General features: G+C 72.3%; 16 protein-coding genes and 1 pseudogene. 10 read left to right on the plus strand and 7 right to left on the minus strand.

All coding sequences use genetic code 11. The features are described 5' to 3' along the window. Positions 1-95: 95 nt before the first annotated feature. Positions 96-947 carry a helix-turn-helix domain-containing protein gene (locus ACFC96_RS03685; protein ID WP_376610006.1) on the minus strand — a complete coding sequence of 284 codons (852 nt, stop codon included), beginning with the start codon at positions 945-947 and terminating at the stop codon, positions 96-98. A gap of 98 nt (positions 948-1,045) precedes the next feature. On the opposite strand from ACFC96_RS03685, the pseudogene ACFC96_RS03690 reads away from it, so the two are divergent. Together ACFC96_RS03690 and ACFC96_RS03695 are read left to right on the plus strand one after the other, a co-directional pair. Further along, positions 1,046-1,942, plus strand: a pseudogene (locus tag ACFC96_RS03690) (amidase); the annotation flags it as partial. Between the two features lie 19 nt (positions 1,943-1,961). Beyond that, positions 1,962-2,459, plus strand: a complete 498-nt coding sequence (locus ACFC96_RS03695; RefSeq protein ID WP_376610007.1) for an amidase family protein — start codon at positions 1,962-1,964, stop codon at positions 2,457-2,459. 97 nt (positions 2,460-2,556) lie between these two features. Here ACFC96_RS03695 and ACFC96_RS03700 read toward each other — a convergent pair whose 3' ends face one another. Continuing rightward, the gene (locus ACFC96_RS03700) at positions 2,557-4,071 is read right to left on the minus strand and encodes an SDR family oxidoreductase (protein WP_376254159.1); all 1,515 of its coding nucleotides are present in this window, start codon (positions 4,069-4,071) and stop codon (positions 2,557-2,559) included. 255 nt (positions 4,072-4,326) lie between these two features. Here ACFC96_RS03700 and ACFC96_RS03705 point away from each other — a divergent pair, with 255 nt between their 5' ends. The 7 genes from ACFC96_RS03705 (at position 4,327) to ACFC96_RS03735 (ending at position 15,507) form a co-directional block, all read left to right on the plus strand. Then, positions 4,327-5,970, plus strand: a complete 1,644-nt coding sequence (locus tag ACFC96_RS03705; RefSeq protein ID WP_376254162.1) for a PucR family transcriptional regulator — start codon at positions 4,327-4,329, stop codon at positions 5,968-5,970. Positions 5,971-6,271: 301 nt separating this feature from the next. Next, positions 6,272-7,618: a diaminopimelate decarboxylase gene (locus ACFC96_RS03710; protein WP_340456763.1), complete on the plus strand. Its 1,347-nt coding sequence runs from the start codon at positions 6,272-6,274 to the stop codon at positions 7,616-7,618. 274 nt (positions 7,619-7,892) lie between these two features. Further along, entirely contained in the window at positions 7,893-9,395 is a 1,503-nt protein-coding gene (locus ACFC96_RS03715; RefSeq protein WP_376610009.1) for an amino acid permease, read from the plus strand. A 307-nt stretch (positions 9,396-9,702) separates the two neighbouring features. Then, complete coding sequence (locus ACFC96_RS03720) at positions 9,703-11,511, plus strand: methylmalonyl-CoA mutase family protein (protein WP_376610011.1); 1,809 nt, start codon at positions 9,703-9,705, stop codon at positions 11,509-11,511. Continuing rightward, positions 11,511-13,697 carry a methylmalonyl-CoA mutase gene (gene scpA / locus ACFC96_RS03725; protein ID WP_376254168.1) on the plus strand — a complete coding sequence of 729 codons (2,187 nt, stop codon included), beginning with the start codon at positions 11,511-11,513 and terminating at the stop codon, positions 13,695-13,697. The genes ACFC96_RS03720 and scpA overlap by 1 nt, the downstream gene beginning before the upstream one ends. 12 nt (positions 13,698-13,709) lie before the next feature. Then, the gene (gene meaB, locus ACFC96_RS03730) at positions 13,710-14,690 is read left to right on the plus strand and encodes a methylmalonyl Co-A mutase-associated GTPase MeaB (protein ID WP_340456715.1); all 981 of its coding nucleotides are present in this window, start codon (positions 13,710-13,712) and stop codon (positions 14,688-14,690) included. 211 nt (positions 14,691-14,901) lie between these two features. Beyond that, positions 14,902-15,507, plus strand: a complete 606-nt coding sequence (locus ACFC96_RS03735) for a GPP34 family phosphoprotein (RefSeq protein WP_340456716.1) — start codon at positions 14,902-14,904, stop codon at positions 15,505-15,507. 291 nt (positions 15,508-15,798) lie between these two features. Here the strand turns inward: ACFC96_RS03735 and ACFC96_RS03740 are convergent, their stop codons facing one another. Further along, positions 15,799-19,188 (minus strand): S8 family serine peptidase, encoded by a 3,390-nt coding sequence (locus ACFC96_RS03740; RefSeq protein WP_376610013.1) that lies wholly within the window; start codon positions 19,186-19,188, stop codon positions 15,799-15,801. 223 nt (positions 19,189-19,411) lie between these two features. Beyond that, complete coding sequence (locus ACFC96_RS03745) at positions 19,412-20,440, minus strand: helix-turn-helix domain-containing protein (RefSeq protein ID WP_340456718.1); 1,029 nt, start codon at positions 20,438-20,440, stop codon at positions 19,412-19,414. A gap of 292 nt (positions 20,441-20,732) precedes the next feature. On the opposite strand from ACFC96_RS03745, the gene ACFC96_RS03750 reads away from it, so the two are divergent. Next, positions 20,733-21,854 (plus strand): PP2C family protein-serine/threonine phosphatase, encoded by a 1,122-nt coding sequence (locus ACFC96_RS03750; RefSeq protein WP_340456719.1) that lies wholly within the window; start codon positions 20,733-20,735, stop codon positions 21,852-21,854. A gap of 113 nt (positions 21,855-21,967) precedes the next feature. Here the strand turns inward: ACFC96_RS03750 and ACFC96_RS03755 are convergent, their stop codons facing one another. The 3 genes from ACFC96_RS03755 to ACFC96_RS03765 are packed head-to-tail and all read right to left on the minus strand — an operon-like array spanning position 21,968 to position 25,769. Then, positions 21,968-23,917 carry an acetoacetate--CoA ligase gene (locus ACFC96_RS03755; RefSeq protein ID WP_376610015.1) on the minus strand — a complete coding sequence of 650 codons (1,950 nt, stop codon included), beginning with the start codon at positions 23,915-23,917 and terminating at the stop codon, positions 21,968-21,970. Then, complete coding sequence (locus ACFC96_RS03760) at positions 23,914-24,507, minus strand: RBBP9/YdeN family alpha/beta hydrolase (RefSeq protein ID WP_376610017.1); 594 nt, start codon at positions 24,505-24,507, stop codon at positions 23,914-23,916. The genes ACFC96_RS03755 and ACFC96_RS03760 overlap by 4 nt, the downstream gene beginning before the upstream one ends. Continuing rightward, positions 24,504-25,769 (minus strand): MFS transporter, encoded by a 1,266-nt coding sequence (locus ACFC96_RS03765; protein WP_376254186.1) that lies wholly within the window; start codon positions 25,767-25,769, stop codon positions 24,504-24,506. The genes ACFC96_RS03760 and ACFC96_RS03765 overlap by 4 nt, the downstream gene beginning before the upstream one ends.

The following is a 25,769-nucleotide window of genomic DNA, read 5'->3' on the forward strand; positions in this document are numbered from 1 at the left end:
CACGACCGGCCTCGTGCCCGCGGGGTGGCCCGCGCCTGCCGGATGGCCTCCTGACTGCCGGGTGCAGCCCGCGCCTGCCGGGTGCGGACCGTGGGTCAGGAGGAGGACAGGTAGGCGGGGGCGGCCCATGCGACGTCGTCCACCGCGAGCCACGGCGCGGCCGCGACAGCCGTGGGCGTCACCCCGGCGAAGGCCATGACATCTCGATGGAGGTGCGACTGGTCGACGTAGCCGATCTCCGCCGCCACCCGAGCGGCGCTGTGCCCCACGGCCAGCCGGTGGGCCGCCTGGTCGAAGCGCACAAGCTGCGCTGCGCGCTTGGGGGTGAGACCGATCTGGGCGCGGAACCGGGACCACAGACGCTTACGGCTCCACCCGACCTCGGCCGCCAGCCGCTCGACGCGGACCCCTCCCCGATGTGTCACCATCTGCCCCCACACGAAGGCGACTTCGGGGTCGACCGCTCGGCCCGCCTCGTGTCGTCGAAGGAGCGCGGCCTCAATCATCGCGAACCGGGCCTCCCATGACCCGGCAGCTCGCAGTTGCTCCTGGGTGCGCGCGGCGTCACGGCCCCAGAGGCCGTCGAGGGAGAGCACCGTGGCACCCGGCTCCGCGCAGGCGCCCAGTACCGCGTGCGCGACCGGCGGCGACAGCCGCACCTGCAGGCACTCGATGTCCCGGCCGCGTCCTCGAACGCCGCCGGACGCGAGCCCCACGACGACGCTGCCGCTCTCCTGCCGACCGCTGTGGTCGTCGACGACGAGCGGCCGGTCGCTCAGGTCGACGGCCACCGTGACGGCCGGGTACGGGACCAGGCCCAGGTCGACGAAGTCGCTTGTACGGGCCCGGAATCCGGCCATGCTGACTCCCGGCAGCCGACCGTGCCGCGGCGGTGTGGCGATGTCCCACACCGACGCGGCGTCATGGGCCGGCTCGCCGGATCGCATGGCGCCAAAGCTACGGGACATTCGTCCAAGACGCGATGTCCGGTGCGCGACGACACTGACGGCTCCCGCACGCCCCGTACCGGAAAGGGCCACCCGTGATGCGCTCGCCGATCGACCCGTTCACACCCGCCGTCGAACTCGCCGCGGCAGTCCGCAGGAAGGAGGTGAGCCCGGTCGAGTTGGCCGACTGCTGTCTCGAGCGGATGGACCGGCTCGACCCCGGGCTGAACGCCTTCTGCCACCGGGCCGACGACGACGTCCGCAAAGCCGCGTCCCGCGCTGCCGATGCGGTGGCGCGGGCCGCGTCCGTCGAAGACCTCCCGCCGTTCCACGGCGTCCCGCTGCCGGTCAAGGACCTTGCTGACGTGGCCGGTTGGCCCACCACCCATGGGTCCGCCGGCGCGGGGCGGCCCCCGGCCGAGGCCTCGGACCCGGTCGTGCGACGGTTCGTGGACGCGGGCTTCGTCCTGCTGGGCAAGACCACCACCTCCGAGTTCGGCAGCCTGCCCTTCACCGAGAGCGACGCCCTGGGCATCTCGCGCAACCCGTGGGACCCGGACCGCACGCCCGGCGGGTCGTCGAGCGGAGCGGGCGCCGCCGTCGCCGCCGGGATGGCGCCGATCGCCCACGCCGAGGACGGCGGCGGGTCGATACGGATCCCCGCGTCGTGCAACGGCCTCGTCGGCCTCAAGCCCACCCGCGGCCGGGTCACCGGCGCCGTCGTGGAGGTGGAGGGTCTCGGCACCGGCGGCGTGCTCACCCGCTCGGTGGCGGACACCGCGGCGGCCCTCGACGTGCTGGCGCGCCACGACCCCGGCGCGTGGTGGTCGCCGCCGACGCCGCGCGCGTCCTTCGCCGCCGCGATGGAGACGGACGCACCGACCGGGCTGCGCGTCGGTGCGCTCACCGACTCCCCGATCGACGGGATACGCGTGCACCCGGCGTGCGTCGAAGCCGTCGACGTCGCTCTGCGGACGCTCGAATCCGCCGGCCAGCACATCGTCGACCGACGAGTTGGTCACCGCGTTCACGACCTTGTGGAACGTCGGCGGTGCCGGGATCGCGCTCGCGGAACCGGACCGTGTCGAGCCGCACAATCGCGCTCTGCGGGAGGCGGCACAAGCGATCGACTCGTGGGCGTACGCGGAAGGGGTGCGCAGGACGCAGCAGTTGTCGCGGCGCATCGTCGAAGGCTTCCTCGCCGGCTTCGACCTCCTCGTGACGCCGACGATGGCCTGTCTTCCGCCGCTCGTCGGTGCCTGGCGGACGGGTACCGGGGACGATCCCCTGAGAGCACTGGTGAACAGCTATCCCATGGGGGTGTTCACGTCGGTGTTCAACGTGACCGGCCAGCCGGCGATCTCCCTCCCCGTCCACCACGACGAGGCCACCGGCCTGCCCGTGGGCATCCAGATCGTCGCCGCGCCGTGGCGGGAGGACCTCCTGCTCCAGGTGTCCCGCACCCTCGAACTCGCCCTCCCCTGGGCCGGTCGCCGGCCGGCCGTCAGCTGACCGCGCGGGCCCACTCCCCGGCGGTGACGCGGGGTGTGCGCGCTCGTGCCGCTGTCTTCGCTCGCGGCACGAGTGCCGGACGCGGTCGGTGCGGGAGCTACTTGCGGGCGCTCATGCCCTTGGCGGCGGCCTGGGTGATGTTGCGGGCCATGCCACCGAAGACGACGGCGTGGAAGGGGGAGACGGACCACCAGTAGGCATGGCCCAGCAGGCCGCGGGGGTGGAACAGAGCGCGCTGCCGGTAGCGGGTGCGGCCCTCGGTGCCCGCCTCGACGTACATCTCCAGCCACGCCAGGCCCGGCAGCCTCATTTCCGCGCGCAGCCGCAGCAGGTGTTCGGGTTCGATCTCCTCGACGCGCCAGAAGTCCAGCGAGTCGCCGACTCGCAGACGCTCCGCGTCACGTCGCCCGCGGCGCAGGCCGACTCCGCCCACGAACCGGTCCATCCAGCCGCGGACCGCCCAGGCCAGCGGGAAGGAGTACCAGCCGTTGTCGCCGCCGATCCCCTCGATCACCTTCCACAGGGCCTGCCGGGATGCCTCGACGGACAGTTCCCGTTCGTCCTGGTAGAGGCTGCCGCCGGCCCAGTCGGGATCGGTGGGCAGCGGGTCACTGGGCGCACCGGGGAGGGCGGCGGACGACCACCGGGTGGCGACCTGCGCCTCCCGTACCCTGCGCAGCGCCAGGGCCAGTGCCTCGTCGAACGGCAGAGGCCGGCCCGGCGGGTCGGGCACGTAGCGGGCGATGTCGTGCTCGTGGCAGACGACCTCGTGGCGAAGCGACTCCGTGAGGGGCCGGGCGATGGACGCCGGCACCGGGGTCACGAGGCCGACCCAGTGGCTGGACAGCCGCGGGGTGAGCATGGGCACCGGCACGATGATCCGCCGCCGCAGTCCGGCGACCTCGGAGTAGCGGCGCATCATCTCCCGATACGTCAGGACGTCCGGCCCGCCGATGTCGAAGGCCCGGTTGACGTCGGTGGGCATGGTGGCCGAGCCGACGAGATAGCGCAGCACGTCGCGGACCCCGATGGGCTGCGTGCGGGTGTGCACCCAGCTCGGGGTGACCATCACCGGCAGCCGCTCCGTCAGATAGCGCAGCATCTCGAACGACGCCGACCCCGAGCCGATCACGACAGCGGCCCTGAGCACGGTGGCGGGCACCGCGGCGTCGAGGAAGATGCGGCCGACCTCAGCCCTGGAGCGCAGGTGCGGGGAGAGGGACTTCTCGGGTACGTCCTGCGGAGTGAGCCCTCCGAGATAGACGATGCGCCGTACGCCGGCTGCGTGCGCCCGCTCGGCGAAGATCCGGGCCGCGCGGCGATCGGTGTCCTCGAAGCCGGACCCGGATCCGAGGGAGTGCACGAGGTAGTACGCGACATCGACGCCACGCATGGCCGCTTCGACCGACTCGGCGTCGGTGACGTCTCCGCGCACCGTCTCGGCGGCGGCCGCCCAGGGGTGGTCACGCAGCTTGCCCGGCGAGCGGGCCAGGCAGCGGACCCGGTGACCGGCCGCCAGCAGTTCCGGTACCAGGCGTCCTCCGATGTATCCGGACGCTCCGGTGACCAGACAGTGCAGCTGCTCCGCGCTGTGCTTTCCGTCCGTGTCCACGACCATCTCTCCAGGCACTCGATCCGACGCTGCTCCAGTGTTCTCCCGTTCGATCATGACTGCCGCCCGGCGGATGTCCCCGCAACGCGCAGGGGACGGCCGACACGACCCAGCCCGAGTACCCGGTGATCCCGGGGACACCCCTCGGCCCCATCCGGCCGAAACCGTGGAGAAGACGGCACCACGATCGGTTCCGGAGCCGGGTGGGTGCTCACCCTGGGCCGTCGGCCGGGCGGCATCGGTGACACTTGGGTCATGCAGCTTTCCCCGCCCGGCCCTCCTCCCTCGCCCGACGCCGCCGCGCACGGAGGTGGTTCGCCCACGCTGGGGCAGGCCGTCGGAGTGGTCGGGCCGGAGGTGGTCGAGGTGCTGCGGGCGCCGTGCGGCACGGACGTGCCGGTGAGCGGGGCCGGGGTGTTCGACGAGGGCGAGACCTTGCAGGCACGGGGGCGGATCCTCATCGCGCCCGGCGTCGACACGTCCGCGCCGGGTGCCGCGGGCGTGCTGCGTGCCGCGGACCGCGCCGGGGCGGCGGCCGTGGTGCTGCGGCGTGGCGCTCAGGGGGTCGCGCCCTCGCTCGCCGAGGCGGCCGACGAGGTGTCGACCGCCCTGCTCGCCCGGGCCCCGTGGATCGAGTGGGGCGAGCTGATCGGGCTGCTGCGGGCGGCCATCGCCCGTACCGGTACGGCGGCGCCCACCGAGGCGTCGGCCGATGTGGCGCTCGGTGATCTGCCGGGCCTCGCCCTGGCGCTGGCCGCGCTGGTGGGCGGCGCGATCACCGTCGAGGACCCCGAGTCGAACGTCCTGGCGTACTCCCCGACCGCCGACACCGCCGACCCGCTGCGCAGGCTGACGATCCTGGGCCGCCGGGTGCCGAGCTGGCGAGTGACCGAACTCGCCGAGAGCGGCTTCCTCACCACGCTGTGGGCGAGCGGCGACGTGGTGCACCGGCCCGCTGACGCGCGGTTCCCCGAACGCCTCGCCGTCGCCGTGCGGGCCGGCGACGAGATCCTCGGCTCGCTGTGGGCGGCCGCCGACGGTGAACCGCTGCCGTCCGGAGCCCGGGACGCCCTGCGGCAGGCGGCCGTCATCGCCGTACCGCATCTGCTGCACCACCGCCTGCGGTCCCGGTCCGCCGCCAGCCGCCGCCGGTACGCGGTGCGGGCCCTGTTCGAGGAGCGCCCGCCGGACGTGTCCGCGGCGGCGGCCGTGCTCGGGGTCGAGGCCGGACAGGCGTGCACCGTACTCACCGCCTCCGCCGGGGCACCGATCGCCCCGGACGGACTGGACCGGGCCTTCCGTCTGGCATCCCTTCGCGTGGCGGCGCATCACACACCGGCGTTCGCGCACCGCGACGGCGACCGGCTCGACGTCCTGGTGGCCGGGACCGGGGCGGGGGACGGCGTGGACCGGCTGGCACGCGACCTGGCCGCCGTGCTGCGCGGCGCCGGGGTGCGGCCGCTGGTCGCGGTGGGGCCCGCCGTCGGGGGCCTCGGCGACGCCGCCGCGTCCCGTGCGGGGGCCGCCCAGGTGCTGCGGGTGCTGCGCGAGCGCGGCGGACCGGAGACGGCCGGCGCCGAGGACGTCCGGTTCGCCATGGACGCGCTCCGGGTGACCGATGCGGTCGCCGAGCACGTGCCGTCGGCCGCCGACGCGGTGGCGGCACTGCTCGAGCACGACGAGCGGCACGGCACGGACCTGCCGCGCACCGTCGCCGCGCACCTGGTGTTTTTCGGTGACGCGGCGGCCACGGCCCGCTACGTGGGGGTCCACACCAACACGCTGCGGTACCGGCTGCGCCGTGCCGGTGAACTGTGCGGCATCGACCTCACCGATCCCGACGTACGGCTGCTGGTGGAGCTGGGGCTGCGGCGGGCCGGGCTGATCCCGCTGCCCTGAACGGGTGTGGTGCGGGCGCACCACGACCTCCCCCTGCGCATCGTGCGGGCGCACCATGGAGGCGTGGGCGGGGCCCGACGCCTGTGCGCGGCCACGACGGGAGCGGCCCGGACTTCGTGCCGGAGCACGCAGACAGCGCGGGGCTCGGGGCCGCACAGTGAACCGGGGCGGAGCGCACGGGTGACGAGCCGGTGGCGTGGACACCGCCCGCGGGCCGTCGCAGTCGGCGGCCCGCCCGGCGAACGATCCGCCGGGCACACAGCCGGCAGTGCGCAGTGAGAAGGCAGGAACACCCATGACCATGGCCCCGGAATCCGTCCTCCGCAGGGAGGCGGCCGTGCGTGCCGCCGCCGAGCAGGGCCTGGTCGGCGCACAGGCGCCCGTCCTCGGCCTGCTCGATGTGGAAGGGATCCGTGGCGCCGCCCGCGAGCTCCGCGAGGCGTTCGCCTTCGACGGGGTCTCGGTACAGCACACGTTCGCGGTGAAAGCCGCCTCGCTCGTGCCGGTCCTCGCGCTGCTGAACGGCGAGGGCGTGGGCGCGGAGGTGGCCAGTGCCGGTGAGCTGGAACTGGCCCGTGCCGCGGGTGTCCCCGCCGAGCGGATCGTCTTCGACTCCCCGGCCAAGACGCTGGACGAGCTGCGTGACGCTCTCGCCCACGGCATCGCGGTCAACGCAGACAACCCGCAGGAGCTGGACCGTGTCGACGCCGTCGTCGCCGATCTCGGCGTCGGCTGCGCGCCTGTGGGGCTGCGGGTCAACCCGCAGGTCGGCAGCGGTTCGATCGGGGCGATGAGCACGGCGACGGCCACCTCCAAGTTCGGCGTGGCGCTGCGCGACGAGGGCGCGGAGCAGTGGGTGCTCGACGCCTACCGGCTGCGCCCGTGGATGACCCGGCTGCACACCCACACCGGCTCGCAGGGCGTCGCGCTGGAACTGATGGCCGAAGGGGTGCGGGCCGCGTACGAGCTGGCGGAGAAGATCAACGCGCACGTCGGCCGGCAGCAGATCGACACCCTCGACATCGGCGGCGGCCTGCCCGTGAACTTCGCCTCGGACGAGGTGACCCCGGCCTTCGCGCAGTACGCGCGGCTGCTGCGGGAGACCGTGCCCGGCCTGTTCGACGGGCGCTACGCGCTCGTCACCGAGTTCGGGCGGTCGCTGCTGGCCAAGCAGGGCCTGATCATGGCGTACGTCGAGTACACCAAGACCTCCGGCGGCCGGCGGATCGCCGTCACGCACGCCGGGGCGCAGGTGGCCACGCGCACCGTGTTCGTGCCCGAGTCGTGGCCGCTGCGCGTGGGCGCGTTCGACGCCGACGGCCGGCCCAGGACGACCGAGCCGCTGGTGCAGGACGTGGCCGGGCCGTGCTGTTTCGCCGGGGATCTGGTGGCGCGGGAGCGGGAGCTGCCCGAGCTGGCGCCCGGTGATCTGGTCGCCCTGTACGACACGGGGGCCTACTACTTCTCGACCCATTTCCACTACAACAGCCTTCCGCGTCCCGCTGTGTACGGGTATGCCGTGTCGGATACGGGTGCGGTGACGTTCGCTCCGGTCAGGCCCGCCCAGACGGTGGCCGAGGTGGTCGCGGAGTCCGGTGCGGCGCAGGCCGCGTCGCTGCTCGGGCTGACCGACCGGCCGTCTTCGTAGGGGCGCTCCCCACCTGGGAAAAGTTGCCCCAGGAAACGGTTTAAGGTGGCATGTCGCCGCGTGGTCGTCCCGCGGCGCGCCACGGGGACACCGCGTTCCTCGCGTGATCCGCACAGCATCACGCCAGGTCCACCGCTGTCCCGCTCTGCCGGCCCGCCGTACGGGGGGACGGGCCCTGTCCAACAGGTATGCCGCGCCGCTTGCCGGCGTTCGCTTTCGCGTGTGTGCGTGCATGCGCGCGGGTGCGGTGTACCGCGATGCACGTCGGAGAAACATGGAGCACACAGCACAAGCCGAGCCGCAGGCCCGGCCGGCGCAGGCCCCTGCCGCTGCGGCCGGGGGTGGCGCGACAGGCGCCATCCGCGAGGGGGGTTACACCGCCGGTCTGCGCAACCGTCAGGTCCAGATGATCGCGATCGGCGGCGCCATCGGCACCGGCCTCTTCCTCGGCGCCGGCGAACGACTGCACGCGGCCGGCCCGTCGTTGGTCGTCATCTTCGCGCTCACCGGCCTGTTCGCCTTCTTCATCTCGCGCGCCATGGGCGAGCTGGTGATGCACCGGCCGACGTCCGGTTCGTTCGTCTCGTACTCGCGTGAGTTCCTCGGCGAGAAGGCCGCGTACACGGCGGGCTGGGTCTACTTCCTGCACTGGGTGTGCAGCGGCATCGCGGAGATCACCGCGGTGGCCATGTATCTGCACTACTGGGCGGCGTTCCGGGACATTCCCCAGTGGACGCTGGCCCTGTTCGCGCTGCTCGTGGTGCTGGTCGCGAACCTCATCTCCGTGCGCTGGTTCGGCGAGTTCGAGTTCTGGTTCTCGATCATCAAGGTCGCCGCGATCCTGGCGTTCCTCGCCATCGGCTGCTGGCTGCTGGCCAGCCGGCACCCCGTCGACGGCCACAGCACGGGCCCGCAGCTGATCGCCGACCACGGCGGCATGCTGCCCAACGGCCTGCTCGCCGCCGTCGTGCTCATCCAGGGCGTGGTCTTCGCGTACGCCGCGATCGAGATGGTCGGCATCGCCGCCGGCGAGACCGCGAACCCGCGCAAGGTGATCCCGCGCGCCATCAACTCCGTGTCGTGGCGCATCGTGCTCTTCTACGTCGGCAGCGTGCTGCTGCTCGTCCTCCTGCTGCCGTGGACCGCGTACAAGGCCGGCGAGTCGCCCTTCGTGACGCTGATGGGCAAGCTGGGCGTTCCCGGTATCAGCGGCATCATGAACTTCGTGATCCTCACGGCGGCTCTCTCCAGCTGCAACTCCGGTCTCTACTCCACTGGCCGCGTGCTGCGCTCGATGGGCCTGGCCGGTTCGGCGCCCGCGTTCACCACGAAGATGAACAAGCGGGGCGTGCCGTTCGGCGGCGTCCTGCTGACCGCCTGCTGCTACATCCTCGGCATCGTCCTCAACTACGTCGTGCCGGAGCGGGCGTTCTCCATCGTGCTGAACTTCTCCGCGATCACCATGATCGGCACCTGGGTGATGATCATGGTCTGCCAGATGGTGCTGCGCCGCAAGGCGCTGCGCGGCGAGCTGGAGCGCCCCGCGTTCCGGCTGCCCGGCGCGCCCTTCACCTCCTGGCTCACGCTCGCCTTCCTCGGCGTCGTCGTGGTGCTCATGTGCGTCGACGGTGGTGACGCCGCCTGGTCGGTGGCCTGTGTCCCGTTGATCGCCATCGGTCTGGTCATCGGCTGGTTCGCGGTCCGCGGCCGCGTCGCCGAGCGGCAGACGACCGGACATCCGGCGGTCGAACAGAGCCCGGCCGAACAGCGGGGCTGAACGGCCCTCAGCTGAGCAACGTTGCCGACCCGCCGCGCCCCGGCGGGTCGGCAACGTTGCTCCGCGTCAACGCGCATGGCACAGGGCATCGATCGGTGACGACTGGGCGACGGAACAACTCACGGGCGAACAGCGCCGGTCGACCGCGACGGCCGAGAGCACGCAGGCGTGCCGATGCCATTGGGTGTCCCGCACGGACAGCGGCCGGTTCCCGGCCAATAGACGAACCACGCCCCCTGGGCAAGGAGAACAAGGTCACACCCCTACGGTGTGCTGCTCTTCTGTCGGTCTGACCTAGCATCCGAGCATGACGGTCCTGCCTGACGACGGGCTCTCCCTGGCGGCCGAGTTTCCTGACGCGACATATGAGCAGTGGCAGCACCTGGTCTCGGGTGTCCTGCGCAAGTCGGGAAAGGAAGTCTCGAGCTCCGCAGCGGAAGACGCCCTGTCCACCGCGCTGGAGGACGGGCTCCGCGCCCGCCCTCTCTACACCGCGCGCGATGACGCCCCTGCCACCGGCCTGCCCGGCTTCGCGCCGTTCGTACGCGGCGGACGCGCCGAGGGGAACAGCGTCGGCGGCTGGGACGTGCGCCAACGGCACGCCGTCGCCGACCCGGCAGCCGTCCTGGCCGACCTGGAGAACGGCGTCACCTCCGTGTGGCTCACCGTGGGCTCCTCCGGCATTCCCGTCGCCGCGCTGCCCGGCGCCCTCGACGGTGTCTATCTGGACCTGGCTCCGATCGTCCTGGACGCCGGCGCCGAAGTCGACGCCGCCGCACGTCAACTGCTGCGCCTGTACGAGGAGTCGGGCATCGCCCCGGACGCGGCGCGCGGCAACCTCGGCGCGGACCCGCTGGGCCACGAGGCCCGCACCGGGCTGCGGTACGACGGCCCGCCGGTCACCGAGCTGGCCGCGCTGTGCGCCCGGCAGTACCCGGGCCTGCGCGCGCTGACCGTGGACGCTCTGCCGTACCACGAGGCGGGCGGGTCGGCCGCACAGGAACTCGGCTGCGCGCTGGCGACCGGCGTCGCGTACCTGCGTGAGCTCACCGAGGCGGGGCTCAGCACTCGACAAGCCCTGGCGCAGACGGAGTTCCGGTTCGCCGCGACCGCCGATCAGTTCCTGACCGTCGCCAAGCTGCGCGCCGCGCGCCGGCTGTGGGCCCGGGTCGCCGAGGTGTGCGGGGCGCCGCAGACGGGCGCCCAGGTGCAGCACGCCGTGACGTCGCCGGTGATGATGACCCGGCGTGACCCGTGGGTGAACATGCTGCGGACCACGGTCGCGACGCTGGCCGCCGGCGTGGGCGGCGCGGACGCGGTGACGGTACTGCCCTTCGACAGCGCGATCGGCGTGCCCGACGGGTTCGCCCGCCGTATCGCGCGCAACACCTCCACGATCCTCATCGAGGAATCGCATCTGTCCCGGGTGATCGATCCCGCGGGCGGCTCCTGGTACGTGGAGCGGCTGACCGATGAACTCGCCCACGCGGCATGGGAGTTCTTCCGGACCATCGAGCGCGAGGGCGGTCAGCGCGCTGCGCTGCGCTCGGGTCTCGTCCGCGAACGGCTCGCCGAGACCTGGGCGGCGCGCAGCGTGCGACTCGCCGAGCGGCGTGAACCCGTCACCGGCGTGAGCGAGTTCCCGCACCTCGATGAGAAGCCGGTCGAGCGCGTGCCCGCCGAGGCTCCGCCCTCCGGCGGCCTGCCCCGCGTGCGGCGGGACGAGGCGTTCGAGGCTCTGCGGGCCCGCTCGGACGCCCACCTCGCGGCGACCGGCGGCCGTCCCCGCGTGTATCTGGCCGCGCTGGGCCCGGCCACCGCGCACACCGCACGCCTCACCTTCGCGGCCAACCTGTTCCAGGCCGGCGGCATCGAGCCCGTCACCGACGGCACGTTCGAGGAGAGCGGGGCCCAGGAGGTGTGCCTGTGCTCCAGCGACACGGTGTACGAGGAGCAGGCCGAGGCCACCGCCGGCACCCTGCGGGCCGCGGGCGCGCGGCACGTGTTCCTCGCGGGCCGGCCCGGACCGTATGCCGGGGTCGACACATACGTCTTCGCCGGCTGTGACGCCGTGGCCGCGCTCTCCGCCACGCTCGACCGCATGGGAGTGTCCTGATGTCCATCCCTTCCGTCCCCGACTTCTCTGCGGTAGAGCTCGGGACACCGGCCGTCGGCGCCGGCACGGACGACTGGCGCACCGCGGTCAAGCGGGCCACCGACGGCGACGACCTGCTGTGGGAGACGCCCGAAGGCATCACGGTGAAGCCGCTCTACACCGGGCAGGATCTGGAGGGCCTCGACTTCCTCGACACCTTCCCGGGCGTCGCCCCGTACCTGCGCGGCCCGTACCCGACGATGTACGTGAACCAGCCCTGGACGATCCGTCAGTACGCGGGCTTCTCCACGGCCGAGGAGTCGAACGCCTTCTACCGGCGCAACCTCGCGGCCGGCCAGAAGGGCCTGTCGGTCGCCTTCGACCTGCCCACCCACAGGGGCTACGACAGCGACCACCCACGGGTCACCGGTGACGTCGGCATGGCGGGTGTCGCGATCGACTCGATCCTCGACATGCGGCAGCTCTTCGACGGCATCCCGCTGGACAAGATGACCGTGTCGATGACGATGAACGGCGCCGTGCTCCCCGTACTCGCGCTGTACATCGTGGCCGCCGAGGAGCAGGGCGTACCGCCCGAGAAGCTGGCCGGGACCATTCAGAACGACATCCTCAAGGAGTTCATGGTCCGCAACACCTACATCTATCCGCCGAAGCCGTCGATGCGGATCATCTCCGACATCTTCGCCTACACCTCGCAGCGGATGCCGCGCTACAACTCCATCTCGATCTCCGGCTATCACATCCAGGAGGCGGGCGCGACAGCCGACCTGGAGCTGGCCTACACCCTCGCCGACGGCGTGGAGTACCTCCGCGCCGGACAGGAGGCGGGCCTGGACGTGGACGCGTTCGCGCCCCGGCTCTCCTTCTTCTGGGCGATCGGCATGAACTTCTTCATGGAGATCGCCAAGTTGAGGGCCGCGCGGCTGCTGTGGGCCAAGCTGGTGCGGCAGTTCGACCCGAAGAACGCCAAGTCCCTTTCCCTGCGCACCCATTCACAGACCTCGGGCTGGTCGCTGACCGCGCAGGACGTGTTCAACAACGTCACACGTACCTGTGTCGAGGCGATGGCCGCGACCCAGGGACACACCCAGTCGCTGCACACCAACGCCCTCGACGAGGCGCTGGCGCTGCCCACCGACTTCTCCGCGCGCATCGCCCGCAACACGCAGCTCCTGATCCAGCAGGAGTCCGGCACGACCCGGGCCATCGACCCGTGGGGCGGCAGCGCGTACGTCGAGAAGCTGACCTACGACCTGGCCCGCCGCGCCTGGCAGCACATCCAGGAGGTCGAGGCCGCGGGCGGCATGGCGCAGGCCATCGACGCGGGCATTCCCAAGCTCCGTGTCGAGGAGGCCGCGGCCCGTACCCAGGCACGGATCGACTCCGGGCGGCAGCCGGTGATCGGGGTGAACAAGTACCGGGTGGACTCCGACGAACAGATCGAGGTCCTCAAGGTCGACAACTCCTCGGTGCGCTCGCAGCAGATCGCCAAGCTGCGCCGTCTGCGTGCCGAACGCGACGCCACCGCCTGCCAGGACGCGCTCGACGCCCTCACCCGGGCGGCGGCCGGGGAGGGCAACCTACTGGAGCTCGCCGTGAACGCGGCCCGCGCCAAGGCGACCGTCGGGGAGATCTCCGACGCCCTGGAGAAGGTGTACGGCCGCCACGCCGGGCAGATCCGTACGATCTCGGGTGTGTACCGCAACGAAGCAGGCGAGTCGCCGTCGGTGGACCGCACCCGGGCCCGCGTCGACGAGTTCGCCGAGGCCGAGGGGCGTCGGCCGCGCATCCTCGTCGCCAAGATGGGCCAGGACGGCCACGACCGCGGCCAGAAGGTGATCGCGACCGCCTTCGCCGACCTCGGCTTCGACGTGGACGTCGGCCCGCTGTTCCAGACCCCGGCCGAGGTGGCGCGGCAGGCCGTGGAGGCGGACGTGCACATCGTCGGGGTGTCGTCGCTGGCCGCCGGTCACCTCACCCTCGTACCGGCGCTGCGCGAGGCACTCGCCGAGGAGGGGCGCGGCGACATCATGATCGTGGTGGGCGGTGTCATCCCGCCACAGGACGTGCCGACGCTCCTGGAGATGGGGGCGGCCGCGGTGTTCCCGCCCGGCACGGTGATCCCGGATGCCGCCCACGACCTGGTGACGCGGCTGGCGGCCGGGCTCGGGCACGACGACCTGTGAGCCGGTGAGTCCATGGCCATCGACCTCGACACCTACGTCAAGGGTGTTCTCGACGGGAAGCGGGCGCTCGTCGCTCGCGCCATCACCCTCGTCGAGTCCACCCGGCCCCAACACCGGGCGCTGGCCCAGGAGCTGCTGACCGAGCTGCTGCCACACAGCGGACGGTCCCGCAGGATCGGGATCACCGGTGTGCCGGGCGTCGGCAAGTCGACGTTCATCGACGCCTTCGGCACGATGCTCACCGGTCTCGGGCACCGGGTCGCCGTGCTCGCCGTCGACCCGTCCTCCAGCCGGACCGGCGGCTCCATCCTCGGCGACAAGACCCGCATGGAGCGCCTGGCCGTCGACCCGGCGGCCTTCGTGCGTCCCTCCCCCACGGCCGGCACGCTCGGCGGTGTCGCCAAGGCGACGCGCGAGTCGATCATCGTGATGGAAGCCGCCGGGTATGACGTGGTGCTCGTGGAGACCGTCGGCGTCGGCCAGTCCGAGACCGCGGTCGCGAACATGGTCGACTCCTTCCTCCTGCTCAGCCTCGCCCGCACCGGCGATCAGCTTCAGGGCATCAAGAAGGGCGTCCTCGAGCTGGCCGACGTGATCAGCGTCAACAAGGCGGACGGCCCGCACGAGCGCGACGCGCGGGCAGCGGCAAGGGAGTTGGCGGGCGCCCTGCGCCTGATGCACGGAAAGGACGCCTTCTGGACACCGCCCGTGCTCAGTTGCAGCGCACGCGAGTCGACCGGCCTCGACGCCGTCTGGGAACGGCTCGAACAGCACCGCGCCCTGCTCGACTCCACCGGGCGCCTCGCCGGCCGCCGGCGCGATCAGCAGCTCGACTGGACGTGGGCCATGGTCCGTGACGAGCTCCTCGACCGGCTGCACACCGACCCGGCGGTCCGCTCCCTGACGCCGGAGCTCGAACAGCAGGTCCGCGACGGACGGCTCACCGCGACGCTGGCCGCCGAGCGCATCCTGGACGCCTTCAGGAGCCACTGAGCGATCCCCCGGCCCGGAACGACACCGGTCCGGGGGGAACGGGTCTCTCCCCCGGACAGATGACGATCTTCTGGCCCCCTCCATGCTGCGGATCGGATTCCGGGACGACATGGTCGTAAGAGGGCACGCATCGCCCGGAGCGCGGCGACAATCGACCGGGGAGCCGCCGGCGCTCCCGCCCCGCACTCGGCCGACTGACGTGGAGCCGCTCATGACCACCGCACGGGACCTCGCGATCGTTGCCCTGGCCGACGCACCCGACCACCCCGTGGAGCAGGGCGAGCTGTCGCTGGCGCTCGCGGGGGCCGAGGTGTTCGACCTCATCGAGGCCAAGGGCCTGATCGTGGACGGCGACCGCATCATGCCCAGCGCCCAGGCGCCCACCGGGGACCGCCTGCTGGACGAGGCCGCCGCGGCTCTCGTGCGACAGGAGCCGTACGAGTCGGTCGAGGACTGGCTGTGGCGCCGGGGCCGCGGGCTGTCCTCGGCGTACGTCGACGAGCTGGAGCGGGAGGGCCTGACGACCCGGCCGCGGGGCCTTCGCCATCCGCTGCGGGGCGGGCGGGCGGAACCGGTCGACTCGCAGGACCGGCGCCGGGCCGAGGAGCGCTGGGCAGCGGGCGAACCCGTGCTCGTCGCCCTGGCGGCCGCCGCCGGAATGCGGGACGCGCCGGCCGACGATGCGCCCGAGCTCGCCGGGGACGCGGTCACGGCGGTTCTGGCCGCCGTCGGAACCGCCGTCCAGGAGCTGCAGGCCGTACGGCAGCGCAGGGCGATCGAGGACGCGGCGTTCGACAACGTCTGGCGCGGCTACTGAGATCCCTCCGCACCCGTGCACGAAGAGGGGCGGGGGGCCGGGATCTGCGGGGCAGGGGGCCCCCACGCGCCGGGGCGCCCCGGACCCCAAGGCGGGCCGGCGCGGGGCGCGGGCCGCCCGGGCGGGGGCTTCCCCCCCGGGCGGCGGGGCCCCCCCCCCCCCCCCCCCCCCGGGGGGGGGGGGGGGCCCCCCCCCCCCCCCCGCCCCGCCCCCCCCCCCCTCTCGGCCCGTGCCGCCGCTACCCGTACGGCTCACACGAGCTGTACGGCTGCCCGGCGGGAGACCGTGGGGTCAGCGGACGTCGTAGGCGCGGGTGATGGTCTGGGTGACCGCGTTGCCGTTGGCGTCGGTGAACTCGGCCTTCGTCATCACCTGCTTGCCGGTGGCACCGGTGTGGTCGACGACAGCCGTCCACTCGCCGTCCTTCTTCTGGGTCGGCGCCTGGGTCCAGGTGGTGCCGCCGTCGTAGGAGTAGGACAGCGAGACCTTGGTGAGCGCGGCCGGGGTGTACCCGGCGTGGCCCTCGACCGACAGACCGACCTTGATGCCGCTCTTCGCGGGCAGGGTGTTCAGGCCGTCCACCGGCAGGTCGTACACCGGGGAGAGGATCGGCAGGCCGCGCGAGTAGACGTCCGGCTCCCGGTGGGAGCGGAAGCTCCACGTGGTGGTGACCGCGGTGGAGCGCAGCCAGTTCCGGTCCCCGGAAAAGATCTTCTCCAACTTCTGGGTGAGTTCGTACGCGGAGTCCTCGTCCGGCACCTGGAACACGCCGTACGGATCGTAACTGCCGCCGATCCGCTCACCGTTGCGCTTCAACTCCAGGTTGCCGAGGTCGCCGAACGACCCGCCGTAGGACCAGTGGTCGCCCGATCCGTCGACCCAGAGCGCGTTCTGGAAGCCCATCAGGTCGCCCTGCCGCTCGGCGGCCAGCATCAGCTTGCCGTCGGCGTCGCGCGCCGCGCCGGGCCGCAGAGCACCGCCGTACCACTTCTCGGCACGCCGTTCCCCGGGCCGGTAACTGCGCTCCTGGTCGCCCATGAACGCGGCGAACGGGAAGCTCGTCATCGCGCCGTGGTACCAGGCGTCGTCGCCGGTCGTGTAGTAGGCGGTGCGGGTGACGGGCACGTGGATCGTGCCGAACGCGCTCACGGGGAGGTAGGAGCCACTGCTGCCGGCGGGGCGCAGGAACAACGCGTCGAGGTAGTCGGCCTCCTTGCCCATGGCGTTCCACGTTTCGGCCACCTGGGCCAGCCTGGCGTCGTCGGGCCGGTAGACCTGGTCGGAGTGCAGCGGACCCCGCGTCGGGAACGACAGGTTGTAGACGTACGGCGAGCCGCCCTCGGAGCCGGAGGCACGCCAGGTGGGCCGGAACTCGAAGGTGCCGTTCCCGGCACGTCCGTCGATGTCCGCGTAGAACTTCTGGACCGTCCGGTCGGCCACGAGCGACCCGGATATCTCCCAGGTGTCGTCCCACGTACGGGAGTAGCTGAGCGTCGTGTTGGTCACCGTCGAGGGACGGTCCGTGCGCACGCTCACCTGGTGGGCCTTGCGGGCGTCGAGGACGACGGTGGTGTCACGGGTGATCCGCAACTGCGGGTTCGCGAGGTAGCTGACCGACTCAAGGGAGTTGTCCGCGCCGTACGTCGTCACGAAGCTGCTGAGGGAGTAGTCGCCGGGGCGCACGCTGTACGTCTGCTCGGTCGCGCCCGAGTTGGTACGACGCTCGCCCTTGTCCGTGTCGAGGCTGACGAGGTCCAGGGAGGAGGAGCCGGTGGCCGGCTTGCCGTCACGGTCGACGGCCTTGACCCGGAGCGTGACCGTCTGCGGCTGGACGTAGAGCGTGACGGGCACGGAGACGTGCACATCGCCTCCGGTGGCGAGGATCCGGCCGGTGACCGCACCGTACTGGGCGTCCGTCAGACGGGCGGTGGGGTCGATCCGCAGCGGCACCTGAGCCGTGGCGCCCGCGGGGACCTTCACCTTGCCCTCCGCCGGCTTGACGATGCCGGAGCGGATCTCGCTGCCGTCGTTGCCGTGCACACCGCTGACCTTCAGGCTCAGAGTGAGGTCCCTCTCGCCGGTGTTGGTGAAGGGCACCTGCACGGTGGTGCGGTCCGAGGCGTCCTGCGGCCAGTTGTAACTGCCGGCCTGGACGGCGGGTGCGGAGAGCACCTTCTGGTTCACCGCGGCGAACACGTCGAGGACGCCACCGCCGGTCTGGTCGGCGCCCGCGACCTTGCCGCCGGTGCGGGCGGAGGAGACCAGGGCGGCCTTGATCTGCTGCGCGGTCCAGTCCGGGTGGGCCTGGCGGACGACGGCCGCGGCGCCCGCGACATGCGGGGTCGCCATGGAGGTGCCGGACATCGTGCGGTAGGCGTAGACGCCGCGGCCGCCCGCACTGGCCGCCGAGATGTCGACGCCGGGAGCGGCGATCTCGGGCTTGAGGGTGTGGGTGACGGCCACGGGACCGCGGCTGGAGAACACCGCGGTCGTGTCGTCACGGTCCACGGCGCCGACGGTGAGCACACCGGGCACACAGCCCGGCGAGGAGACCGTCTCGGTGGCCGGACCGGCGTTGCCGGCGGCGACGACGAACAGGGTGTCGGTGTTCCGCGAGAGCTGCTGCGTGGCCTGGGCCATCGGGTCGGCGCAGTCGCGGATCGTGGGGTTGCCCAGGCTCATGGAGACGACGTCGGCGTGCTGGTCGACGGCCCACTGCATACCGGCGATGATCCAGGAGTCCTGACCGTAGCCCTCGTCGTTGAGGACCTTGCCGATGAGCAGGGAGGTACCGGGGGCGACACCCTTCTTGCGGCCGTCACTGGCCGCTCCGGACCCGCCGGCCGTCGAGGCGGTGTGGGTGCCGTGGCCCACCTTGTCGTCGGTGGTCTTCGAGTCCGTGAAGTTCTTGGACGCGGTGACCCGGTTCACCAGGTCCGGGTGCTCGGCGTCCACGCCGGTGTCCAGCACGGCGACCTTGGTGCCCTTGCCGTCGTAGCCGGCCGCCCAGGCCTCCGGCGCGTGCACCTGCGCTGTGGAACGGTCCAGCGTGGCCTCGGCCTTGCCGTCCAGCCACAGCTTCTTCAGCGGGGAGGCGGCACGTGAGCGGGTGTCGGTGATGTCCCGCCAGAACGTGGCGGCGGAGTCCTTGCCCGCCTCGAGCGCGACGCCGTCCACAGCCGGGAGGCTCAGGCCCCGCTCGGAGCCGCGAGGAGCCGCCGGCGCGCTCTTCGCGACGTCCACGCCGTTCCGGTAGGTGGCGATGAGCGGCAGCGTGTCGGTGTGCGCGTCGTCGTATCCCTGGCGGATGAGCCCGGTGACGTTGAACAGCTGCTCGTCGACCTTGCCCTCGGCGATCGCCGCGGAGGCGGCCTCGGGGTAGACGTAGAGGTCCTTGCCCAGCTGGTAGGTCTGCACCACCGGCTGCGTGCCGTCCTCGCGGGGCAGCACGGCCGCGGAGCTGTGACCCGACCTGTCGGTGGCCACCACCACCTTGTCGCCGGTGACGAGCGTGACCGTCGTCTGCTTGCCGCCCGTCGCCTTGGCCCCGTTGCCGATGACGGGTCTCTTACCCGAGGCGCCGTCAGGCGGCGTATCAGCCGCCCCGGAAGGCGCGACCGCCGTGACGGCCAGGGCGGCGGCGGTAGCCGCGCCCATGGCTATACGCGTTATGGAGCGCATGGATCTCCCCACTCGAAACCGTGAACATGCCGTGCTGCCGATGCAGCCTGGCAGACATCCGGATCGTGGAGTGATGCCGCGCGTGACGGGTCTCCCTCATGTCGGAATTCCGACATGAGGTCCCGTCATCGGAGTCCTCGGCACTGTGGAGACCCGGGCCGCAGGCCGCGGCCCCGGCCGGATCGAGGTCGTCGAGGAGGGGCCCTCAGGACCGGTCAGGACGTCAGAGCCAGCCCGCACGGGCCGCGTGCCAGCCCAGTTGCAGGCGCGAGTCAGCGCCCGCGAGGTCCATGAGACGGCGCGTCCGCCGCTCCACGGTGCGTATCGAGAGGCCGAGCTGAGAGGCCGCACGCCGGTCGGAGACCCCTGCCAGCAGGAGGGCGAGGACCTCCAGTTCCCCCTCGGTCGGCTGCTGTTCGGTGGCCGGCTGCGCGCGCACCCCCGTGGTGGTGGCGTACAGCGGCCGGGCCTCGGCCCATTCCCGCTCGAAGAGATGGACCAGGGCCGTCAGCAGACCGCTGCGGTGCACCACGATGGCGCTCGGCTCGCCGCCGGAGTCCGTCATGTCGAGGGGCACCATGGCGCGCTCCCGGTCCGACACGACCATCTTCAGCGGCACCGAGTCGGCGAGGCGCACCTCGACGCCCGCGGCGATGCCGGCCTTCATGTCCCGCGCCACGTCGGGACCGTCGAGATAGTCCTTGGCGGCCACGACACGGAAATCGACTCCGCGGTCCAGGGCGGAACTCTCCGACACTTCGGCGTCGTCGCGCGGCACCGCGGTGGGGGCGCCGACGAGGAGGACGAGCAGCTCCCGCTGGGCACCGCGCTGCAGTTGGTGGAACCGGTGTGCCACCTGCTCCACGCCGACGACCACCTCCACGACGCTGCCCGCGGGGTGCGCGGCGGTACTGCGGTACTGCTCGGTCAGCATCGAGAACGCGGTCTCGGCCCGGTGCAGTGCGTTGCGCTGCTCGACGAGTATCGGGGCCAGGGCCACTGAGGGCGGTGTGAGCCGGTAGCGGGCGGGCCGGGCGCCGGCGTCGTGGTCGGACGGGTCGGACACCCCGCTCCCGGCCTCGGTGGCGACCGCGGCCAGACCACGTGCGGTCAGATCGAGCAGGATGCGGGTGGTCTCGGCCTCGTCAAGTCCGGTCTGCCGGACGAGGTCCTGCGCGCAGGCGGTCGGTCGGGCCAGCAGTGCGGTGTAGACGGCCTCTTCGGCCGGGCCCAGCCCCAATGACTGCAGCATCCAGCTCCCCCTCGGACGGCCGCCGTGTCCGGCCTCGGCGCGGCTCGGGCGGATTCTTCGCGGCGGCACATTACCCCACTCTCAGGAAGTCGCCTTTCCCGGAACCTGTCGTGGACGTACCTGAATCGCCCGGACCGGGGTGTGCCTCGCACCGCCCGTACACCCGGATCCCGGGTCCCGGATCGCTGGTCACGCCGTTCACCGCACGGGGGCATCGTCCGGCGGGGCGCGGCTCACCCACGTCCGGGCCTGCCTAACGTACGGGGAGTACACCACCTGCCCGGGAGGTTCCGTGCCGCAAACCCATCCGAAGCGTTCCGCGCGCCCCGTCGAGAGCATCGAACCACCGCGCAACGTCGAGGTGGTGATCGGCGTCGCGCTGGTGACCCTCTTGGTGCTGGTCCTCGGTGCCCTGTCCGATTCCCCGGTGTGGCTTCTCGGGCTCCTCGTCTTCCTGCCGGCGGCGGCGTCCGCGCTGTGCACCGTGCGCCAGACGAAGTTCGTGGCTGCGTGGATCGCGCTCGTGGTCGTCGTCATCGTGCTGCTCCGGCACGGCGACGGGCGGTCGTGGCTCGACAGGGGCCTCATGATGCTGCTCACCCTCGCCCTGGGCGTGGCCTCCGTATACGCCTGCCACCGTCGTATCCGCCGCGAGGACGAGATGCTGCGGCTGCGCTCCACCGCTGCGGCGATGCAGCGTCACATCCTGCGCCCGCTGCCCCTGCTCACCGACGACGTCCTGGTCGACGGCGCGTACGAGCCCGTCCAGGAGGACCGGCTGGTCGGCGGCGACATCTACGACGTCGTCGAGTCGCCCTGGGGAACCCGGGTCCTGATCGGCGATGTGCAGGGCAAGGGCCTGCCCGCCGTCGGTGCCGCGTTCGCGGTCATCGGCGCGTTCCGGGAGGCGGCCCACCGGGAGCCGACCCTGACCGCGCTCGTCGACGCCCTCGATGCCTCTGTCGTACGGCACAACTCCTACGCCGCGCGGACCGGCGACGACGAACGCTTCGTCACCGCGCTCATCCTCAACGTCGACGCGCACGACGAGGTACAAGTCATCAACTGCGGACACATCGCGCCCCACTTGCTGCACGACGCCACCATCAGCACACCGGCCCTCGACTCCGGCGTTCCCCTCGGTCTCGCCGAGCTCGCCACCGAACCGGTGACCGTCGGCTGGTTCTCCTTTCCGGCCGGGGCGACACTGCTGCTGACCACCGACGGGCTCACCGAGACCCGCGGCGCCGACGGCACGTTCTACCCGGTCACCGAACGCCTCACCGAGCGGATGGCCCTCTCCCCCACCGACCTCCCCCACGCCCTCTACGACGACGCGAGCGCGTTCGCCGGGGAGCGCGGTCAGCACGACGACGTCGCGATCCTGTCCGTCCGGCGGTCGCCTTACCGTTGAGTACGTGGCGTTTGGCATCACGCGGTCACACGTCACGCCCGCCGGGAGTTCTCCGTACGGGGCGAGGCGCCTGACCAGGTTGTGCCCGTCAGACGCCGCGCGGCCGTACGTTCTCAGGGCTGTGCCAGCCCGGCCGCGAATTCCGCGAACCAGGCCAGCATGTCGGGCCGGGTCACGGCGCCCTCCGCGCTGACCTCGCTGACGCGGGCGCCCTGGAGGATGCGCTTGACGGGAACCTCCAGTTTCTTGCCCGTGAGGGTGCGGGGCACTGCCTCGATGGGGACGACGGCGTCGGGGACGTGGCGGGGTGACAGGCTGTGCCTGATCGCGCCGACGATCTCGGCACGCAGGGCCTCGTCGAACCGCTCGCCGTCCGCGGGCACGACGAACAGCGGCATGTAGTAGCGGCCGTCGGCGAGTTCGGCGCCGATGACGAGGCTGTCCGCGATCCGCGGGAGCCGTTCGACGACGGCGTAGAGGTCGGCGGACCCCATGCGCACGCCCATGCGGTTCAGGGTGGAGTCGGAGCGGCCGGCCACGACGACGGACAGGTCGGGGTTCAGGGTGACCCAGTCGCCGTGCCGCCACACGCCGGGGTAGACGTCGAAGTAGCTGCTCCTGTAGCGCGCGTTGTCGGGGTCGCCGACGAAGCGGAGAGGCATCGACGGGAGCGGTGCCGTGACGACGAGTTCGCCCTGCTCCCCCACGAGCGGCCGTCCGTCGGCGTCCCAGGAGGCGAGGGCGACGCCCAGGGAGGGGCCGGAGATCCGGCCCGTGCGCACCGGCAGCAGCGGGGAGCCGCCCGCGAGCACCGAGCAGATGTCGGTGCCGCCGCAGATCGACTGGAGCCGGGCCTTCGGGGCGAGCCGGTCGTGGACCCAGCGCCAGGTGCTGTCGGGCATCGCCGAGCCCGTCTGCAGGATGGTCCGCAGTGCGCCGAGGTCCGTGGCGGCGGCCGGGTGGGCGCCCGCCTTCTCCGCGGCGATCAGGTAGGCGGCGCCGACGCCGACCGTCGTGGCGCGGGTGCGTTCGGCGATCCGCCAGAGGCCGTTGACGTCGGGGTGGGTGGGGCTGCCGTCGTAGAGGACGAGCGTGCTGCCGTGCAGGAGTCCGGCGACCATGAAGTTCCACACCATCCAGCCGGTGGAGGTGTGGAAGAGGTAGCGGTCGTCGGCGCGCAGGTCCACGCCGAGCCCGAGCGCCTTGAGCAGTTCGACGACGATGCCGCCGTGGCCGTGAACGATTCCCTTCGGGACGCCGGTGGTGCCCGACGACCAGAGGATCCACAGCGGATGCTCGAACGGGACGTCGGCGTAGTCGAGCGGGGCCTCACGGTCGGCCATGACGGCCCAGTCGTGCTGCGTCACGTCCTGCCGCTGCGACCAGACCGGTCCGGCGGCGGACGTGTGCAGGCGGTCGACGGCGACGAGATGGCGGACCGTGGGCAGACCGTCCAGGATCTCGGCGATGTGGGCGCGCCGGTCGTAGTTCTTGCCGCCGTGGCGGTAGCCGTCCGCGGCCACCAGGACCGTCGGCCGGGCCTGGCGCAGCCTGGCGAGGACGCCGGGCGTGCCGAACTCGGGTGCGCAGACCGTCCAGGTCGCGCCGACGGCGGCGGTGGCCAGGAGTGCGACCACGGCCTGCGGGACGTTCGGCAGGTACCCGGCGACGCAGTCTCCGGGGCCGATGCCCATGTCTCGCAGGGCCGCGGCCGTGCCCGCCACTTCCCTGGTGAGCCTGTCCCAGGAGATCTCCACGGGGTCGCCGGTCTCGGACACGGCGATGAGCGCGGGGCGTTCGTCGGTCGCGTGGGCGAGGCACTGCCGCGCGAAGTTGAGGCGTGCTCCGGTGAACCAGGTCGCGCCGGGCATCCTGGCGTCGGCGAGTACCTCGTCGTAGTCGCTGACCGTGTCCAGGCCGTAGAACTCCCACACGGCCGACCAGAAGCCGGGCAGGTCGTCGGCGCTCCACCGCCACAGTTCGGCGTAGTCGGTGAACGACAGTCCGCGCTCCTGTGCCAGCCAGGCCAGGAACTGGCTGATGCCGGAGTCCCGCGCGCTCATGCCGACACCCGCGGGTCCGGCGTCGTACGGCAGCCGAAGGCCTGGAGGATCTCCAGCGCGCGAGGCCACTCACCGTAGCCGGAGGCGGGGTTGAGGTGGCCGACGGGGCCGAGGTCGACCAGCCGGCTGCCCCACGCGTCGGCCAGTGCGCTGACCCGGTCGAAGCGGGCCAGAGGGTCGTTCGTGCTCGCGGCGACCACGCTGGGGAACGGCAGCGCGGCGCTCGGCGTCGGCAGCCAGCCGTTGTCACGCAGGGTCCGCGGTGCGGGTTGGCCGTCCGGCAGCGGGGTCTCGAAGTCGGGCGGCGTCGCGAGGAGGGCGCCGCGCACCGGGCGGGTGTGCCCGGCCGCCCAGTGGACGGTGGTGTGGACGCCGGCGCTGTGCGCGACGAGCACGACCGGTCCCTCGATGCCGGACATCGCGTCGTTCAGAGCGGTGACCTGCGCGTCACGGCTCAGCCTGAGGTCCGTCAGGGGCGGCACGGTCACGGAACCGGGGAGGCGGGCGGCGAGGACCGTCTGCCAGTGGTCGGGGACGTGGTCGCGCAGGCCGGGCACGAGCACGACCGTGGGCGCGGGAACGGGGTTCATGCGGAGATCTCCGTCTTTTCGAGGGCCGGGGCCGATGCCGAGACGAGGCCCTTGTCGTAGTGGCGTCTGCCGAGGGCGAAGGCCAGGCCCGCCACGACGGCGACGAGCGGGACCAGGCGGAGTGCGCCGTCCAGGCCCATGCGGTCGGCCAGCATGCCGGTGACCGCGGGGCCGGGCGCCAGGCCCAGCAGACTGTTGGCGAGGGTGAGCGTCGCCATGGCCGTCGCCGCGACGGCGGCCGGTGTCAGGCTCGCCACCATGGCGGCGGCGGGTCCCGCCGTGGCGTTGGACAGCAGCGTCCCGGCGCCCACGAGCAGGAGTTGCGGTATGCCGGGCGGGAGTCGGAACCCGCCGGTGAGCAGGACCAGCGAGCCGAAGCTGCACACGATGGCGACGGTCCACTTGAGGTGCGGGTCGCTGCGGCCGAGCCGGTCGCTGACGATGCCGCCGCCGATCATGCCGATCCCGGTGATCAGGGCGAATCCTCCGGCGGCGAGTCCGGCCTTGCCGGGCGGCAGGCCGTAGTACCGGTCGAGGAAGCTGGGCATCCAGGCCAGCAGTGACATCGCGATGAACATCTGCAGGCCGCTGCCGACGTAGGCGCACAGCACGGACACCGACGAGAACAGCCGGGGCAGCAGCGCCCGTACCGGGCCTCCCGTACCCGGCGCGGGGCCGGTGCCGTGGCCGGCCGGGGCCAGCCTCCGCTCCGTCACGACGACGCCGTAGACCGCGGCCAGGACCAGCCCGAACAGGCCCATGACGCCGAACGTCCAGCGCCAGCCCAGGTGTTGGGCCACCACACCGCCGATCGACACGCCGAGTACGGAGCCGAAGGCGCCGCCCGCGATGAAGGCGCCTGACAGCGTGGCCCGCAGGCCCACCGGGAACGCGCTCAGCACCACCGCGATGCCCACGCTCCCGTAGGCCGCCTCGCCGACGCCCACCATGAAACGGCCCAGGAACATCTGGCCGTAGCTCGCGGAGACGGCACAGGCCAGGGTGGCCAGGCTCCACACCACCGCCGCGAGGACCAGGCTCCTGACCCGGCCCCAGCGGTCCGCGAGCAACGACAGCGGAAAGGTCAGCACGCCGACCATCAGGGCGACGATGCCGCTCAGCGCTCCCAACTGGGTGTCGGAGAGCAGCCATTCGGCCTTCAGCAGCGGGAACACCGCGTTCAGGACCTGCCGTGACATGTAGTCGGACAGCAGGAGCCCGAAGCTGAGGGCGAACACCCACCACGCGTAGCGACGCGTCAT

The organism is Streptomyces sp. NPDC055955, from assembly GCF_042270245.1.
Taxonomy (GTDB): domain Bacteria; phylum Actinomycetota; class Actinomycetes; order Streptomycetales; family Streptomycetaceae; genus Streptomyces.

Coding starts and splice junctions, on each gene's coding strand:
- ACFC96_RS03760 (WP_376610017.1), bottom strand. CDS start 24,507: ATGAACCCCGTTCCCGCGCCCACGGTCGTGCTCGTGCCCGGCCTGCGC.
- scpA (WP_376254168.1), top strand. CDS start 11,511: ATGTCCATCCCTTCCGTCCCCGACTTCTCTGCGGTAGAGCTCGGGACA.
- ACFC96_RS03740 (WP_376610013.1), bottom strand. CDS start 19,188: ATGCGCTCCATAACGCGTATAGCCATGGGCGCGGCTACCGCCGCCGCC.
- ACFC96_RS03685 (WP_376610006.1), bottom strand. CDS start 947: ATGCGATCCGGCGAGCCGGCCCATGACGCCGCGTCGGTGTGGGACATC.
- ACFC96_RS03710 (WP_340456763.1), top strand. CDS start 6,272: ATGGCCCCGGAATCCGTCCTCCGCAGGGAGGCGGCCGTGCGTGCCGCC.
- ACFC96_RS03705 (WP_376254162.1), top strand. CDS start 4,327: ATGCAGCTTTCCCCGCCCGGCCCTCCTCCCTCGCCCGACGCCGCCGCG.
- ACFC96_RS03720 (WP_376610011.1), top strand. CDS start 9,703: ATGACGGTCCTGCCTGACGACGGGCTCTCCCTGGCGGCCGAGTTTCCT.
- meaB (WP_340456715.1), top strand. CDS start 13,710: ATGGCCATCGACCTCGACACCTACGTCAAGGGTGTTCTCGACGGGAAG.
- ACFC96_RS03745 (WP_340456718.1), bottom strand. CDS start 20,440: ATGCTGCAGTCATTGGGGCTGGGCCCGGCCGAAGAGGCCGTCTACACC.
- ACFC96_RS03735 (WP_340456716.1), top strand. CDS start 14,902: ATGACCACCGCACGGGACCTCGCGATCGTTGCCCTGGCCGACGCACCC.
- ACFC96_RS03755 (WP_376610015.1), bottom strand. CDS start 23,917: ATGAGCGCGCGGGACTCCGGCATCAGCCAGTTCCTGGCCTGGCTGGCA.
- ACFC96_RS03765 (WP_376254186.1), bottom strand. CDS start 25,769: ATGACGCGTCGCTACGCGTGGTGGGTGTTCGCCCTCAGCTTCGGGCTC.
- ACFC96_RS03715 (WP_376610009.1), top strand. CDS start 7,893: ATGGAGCACACAGCACAAGCCGAGCCGCAGGCCCGGCCGGCGCAGGCC.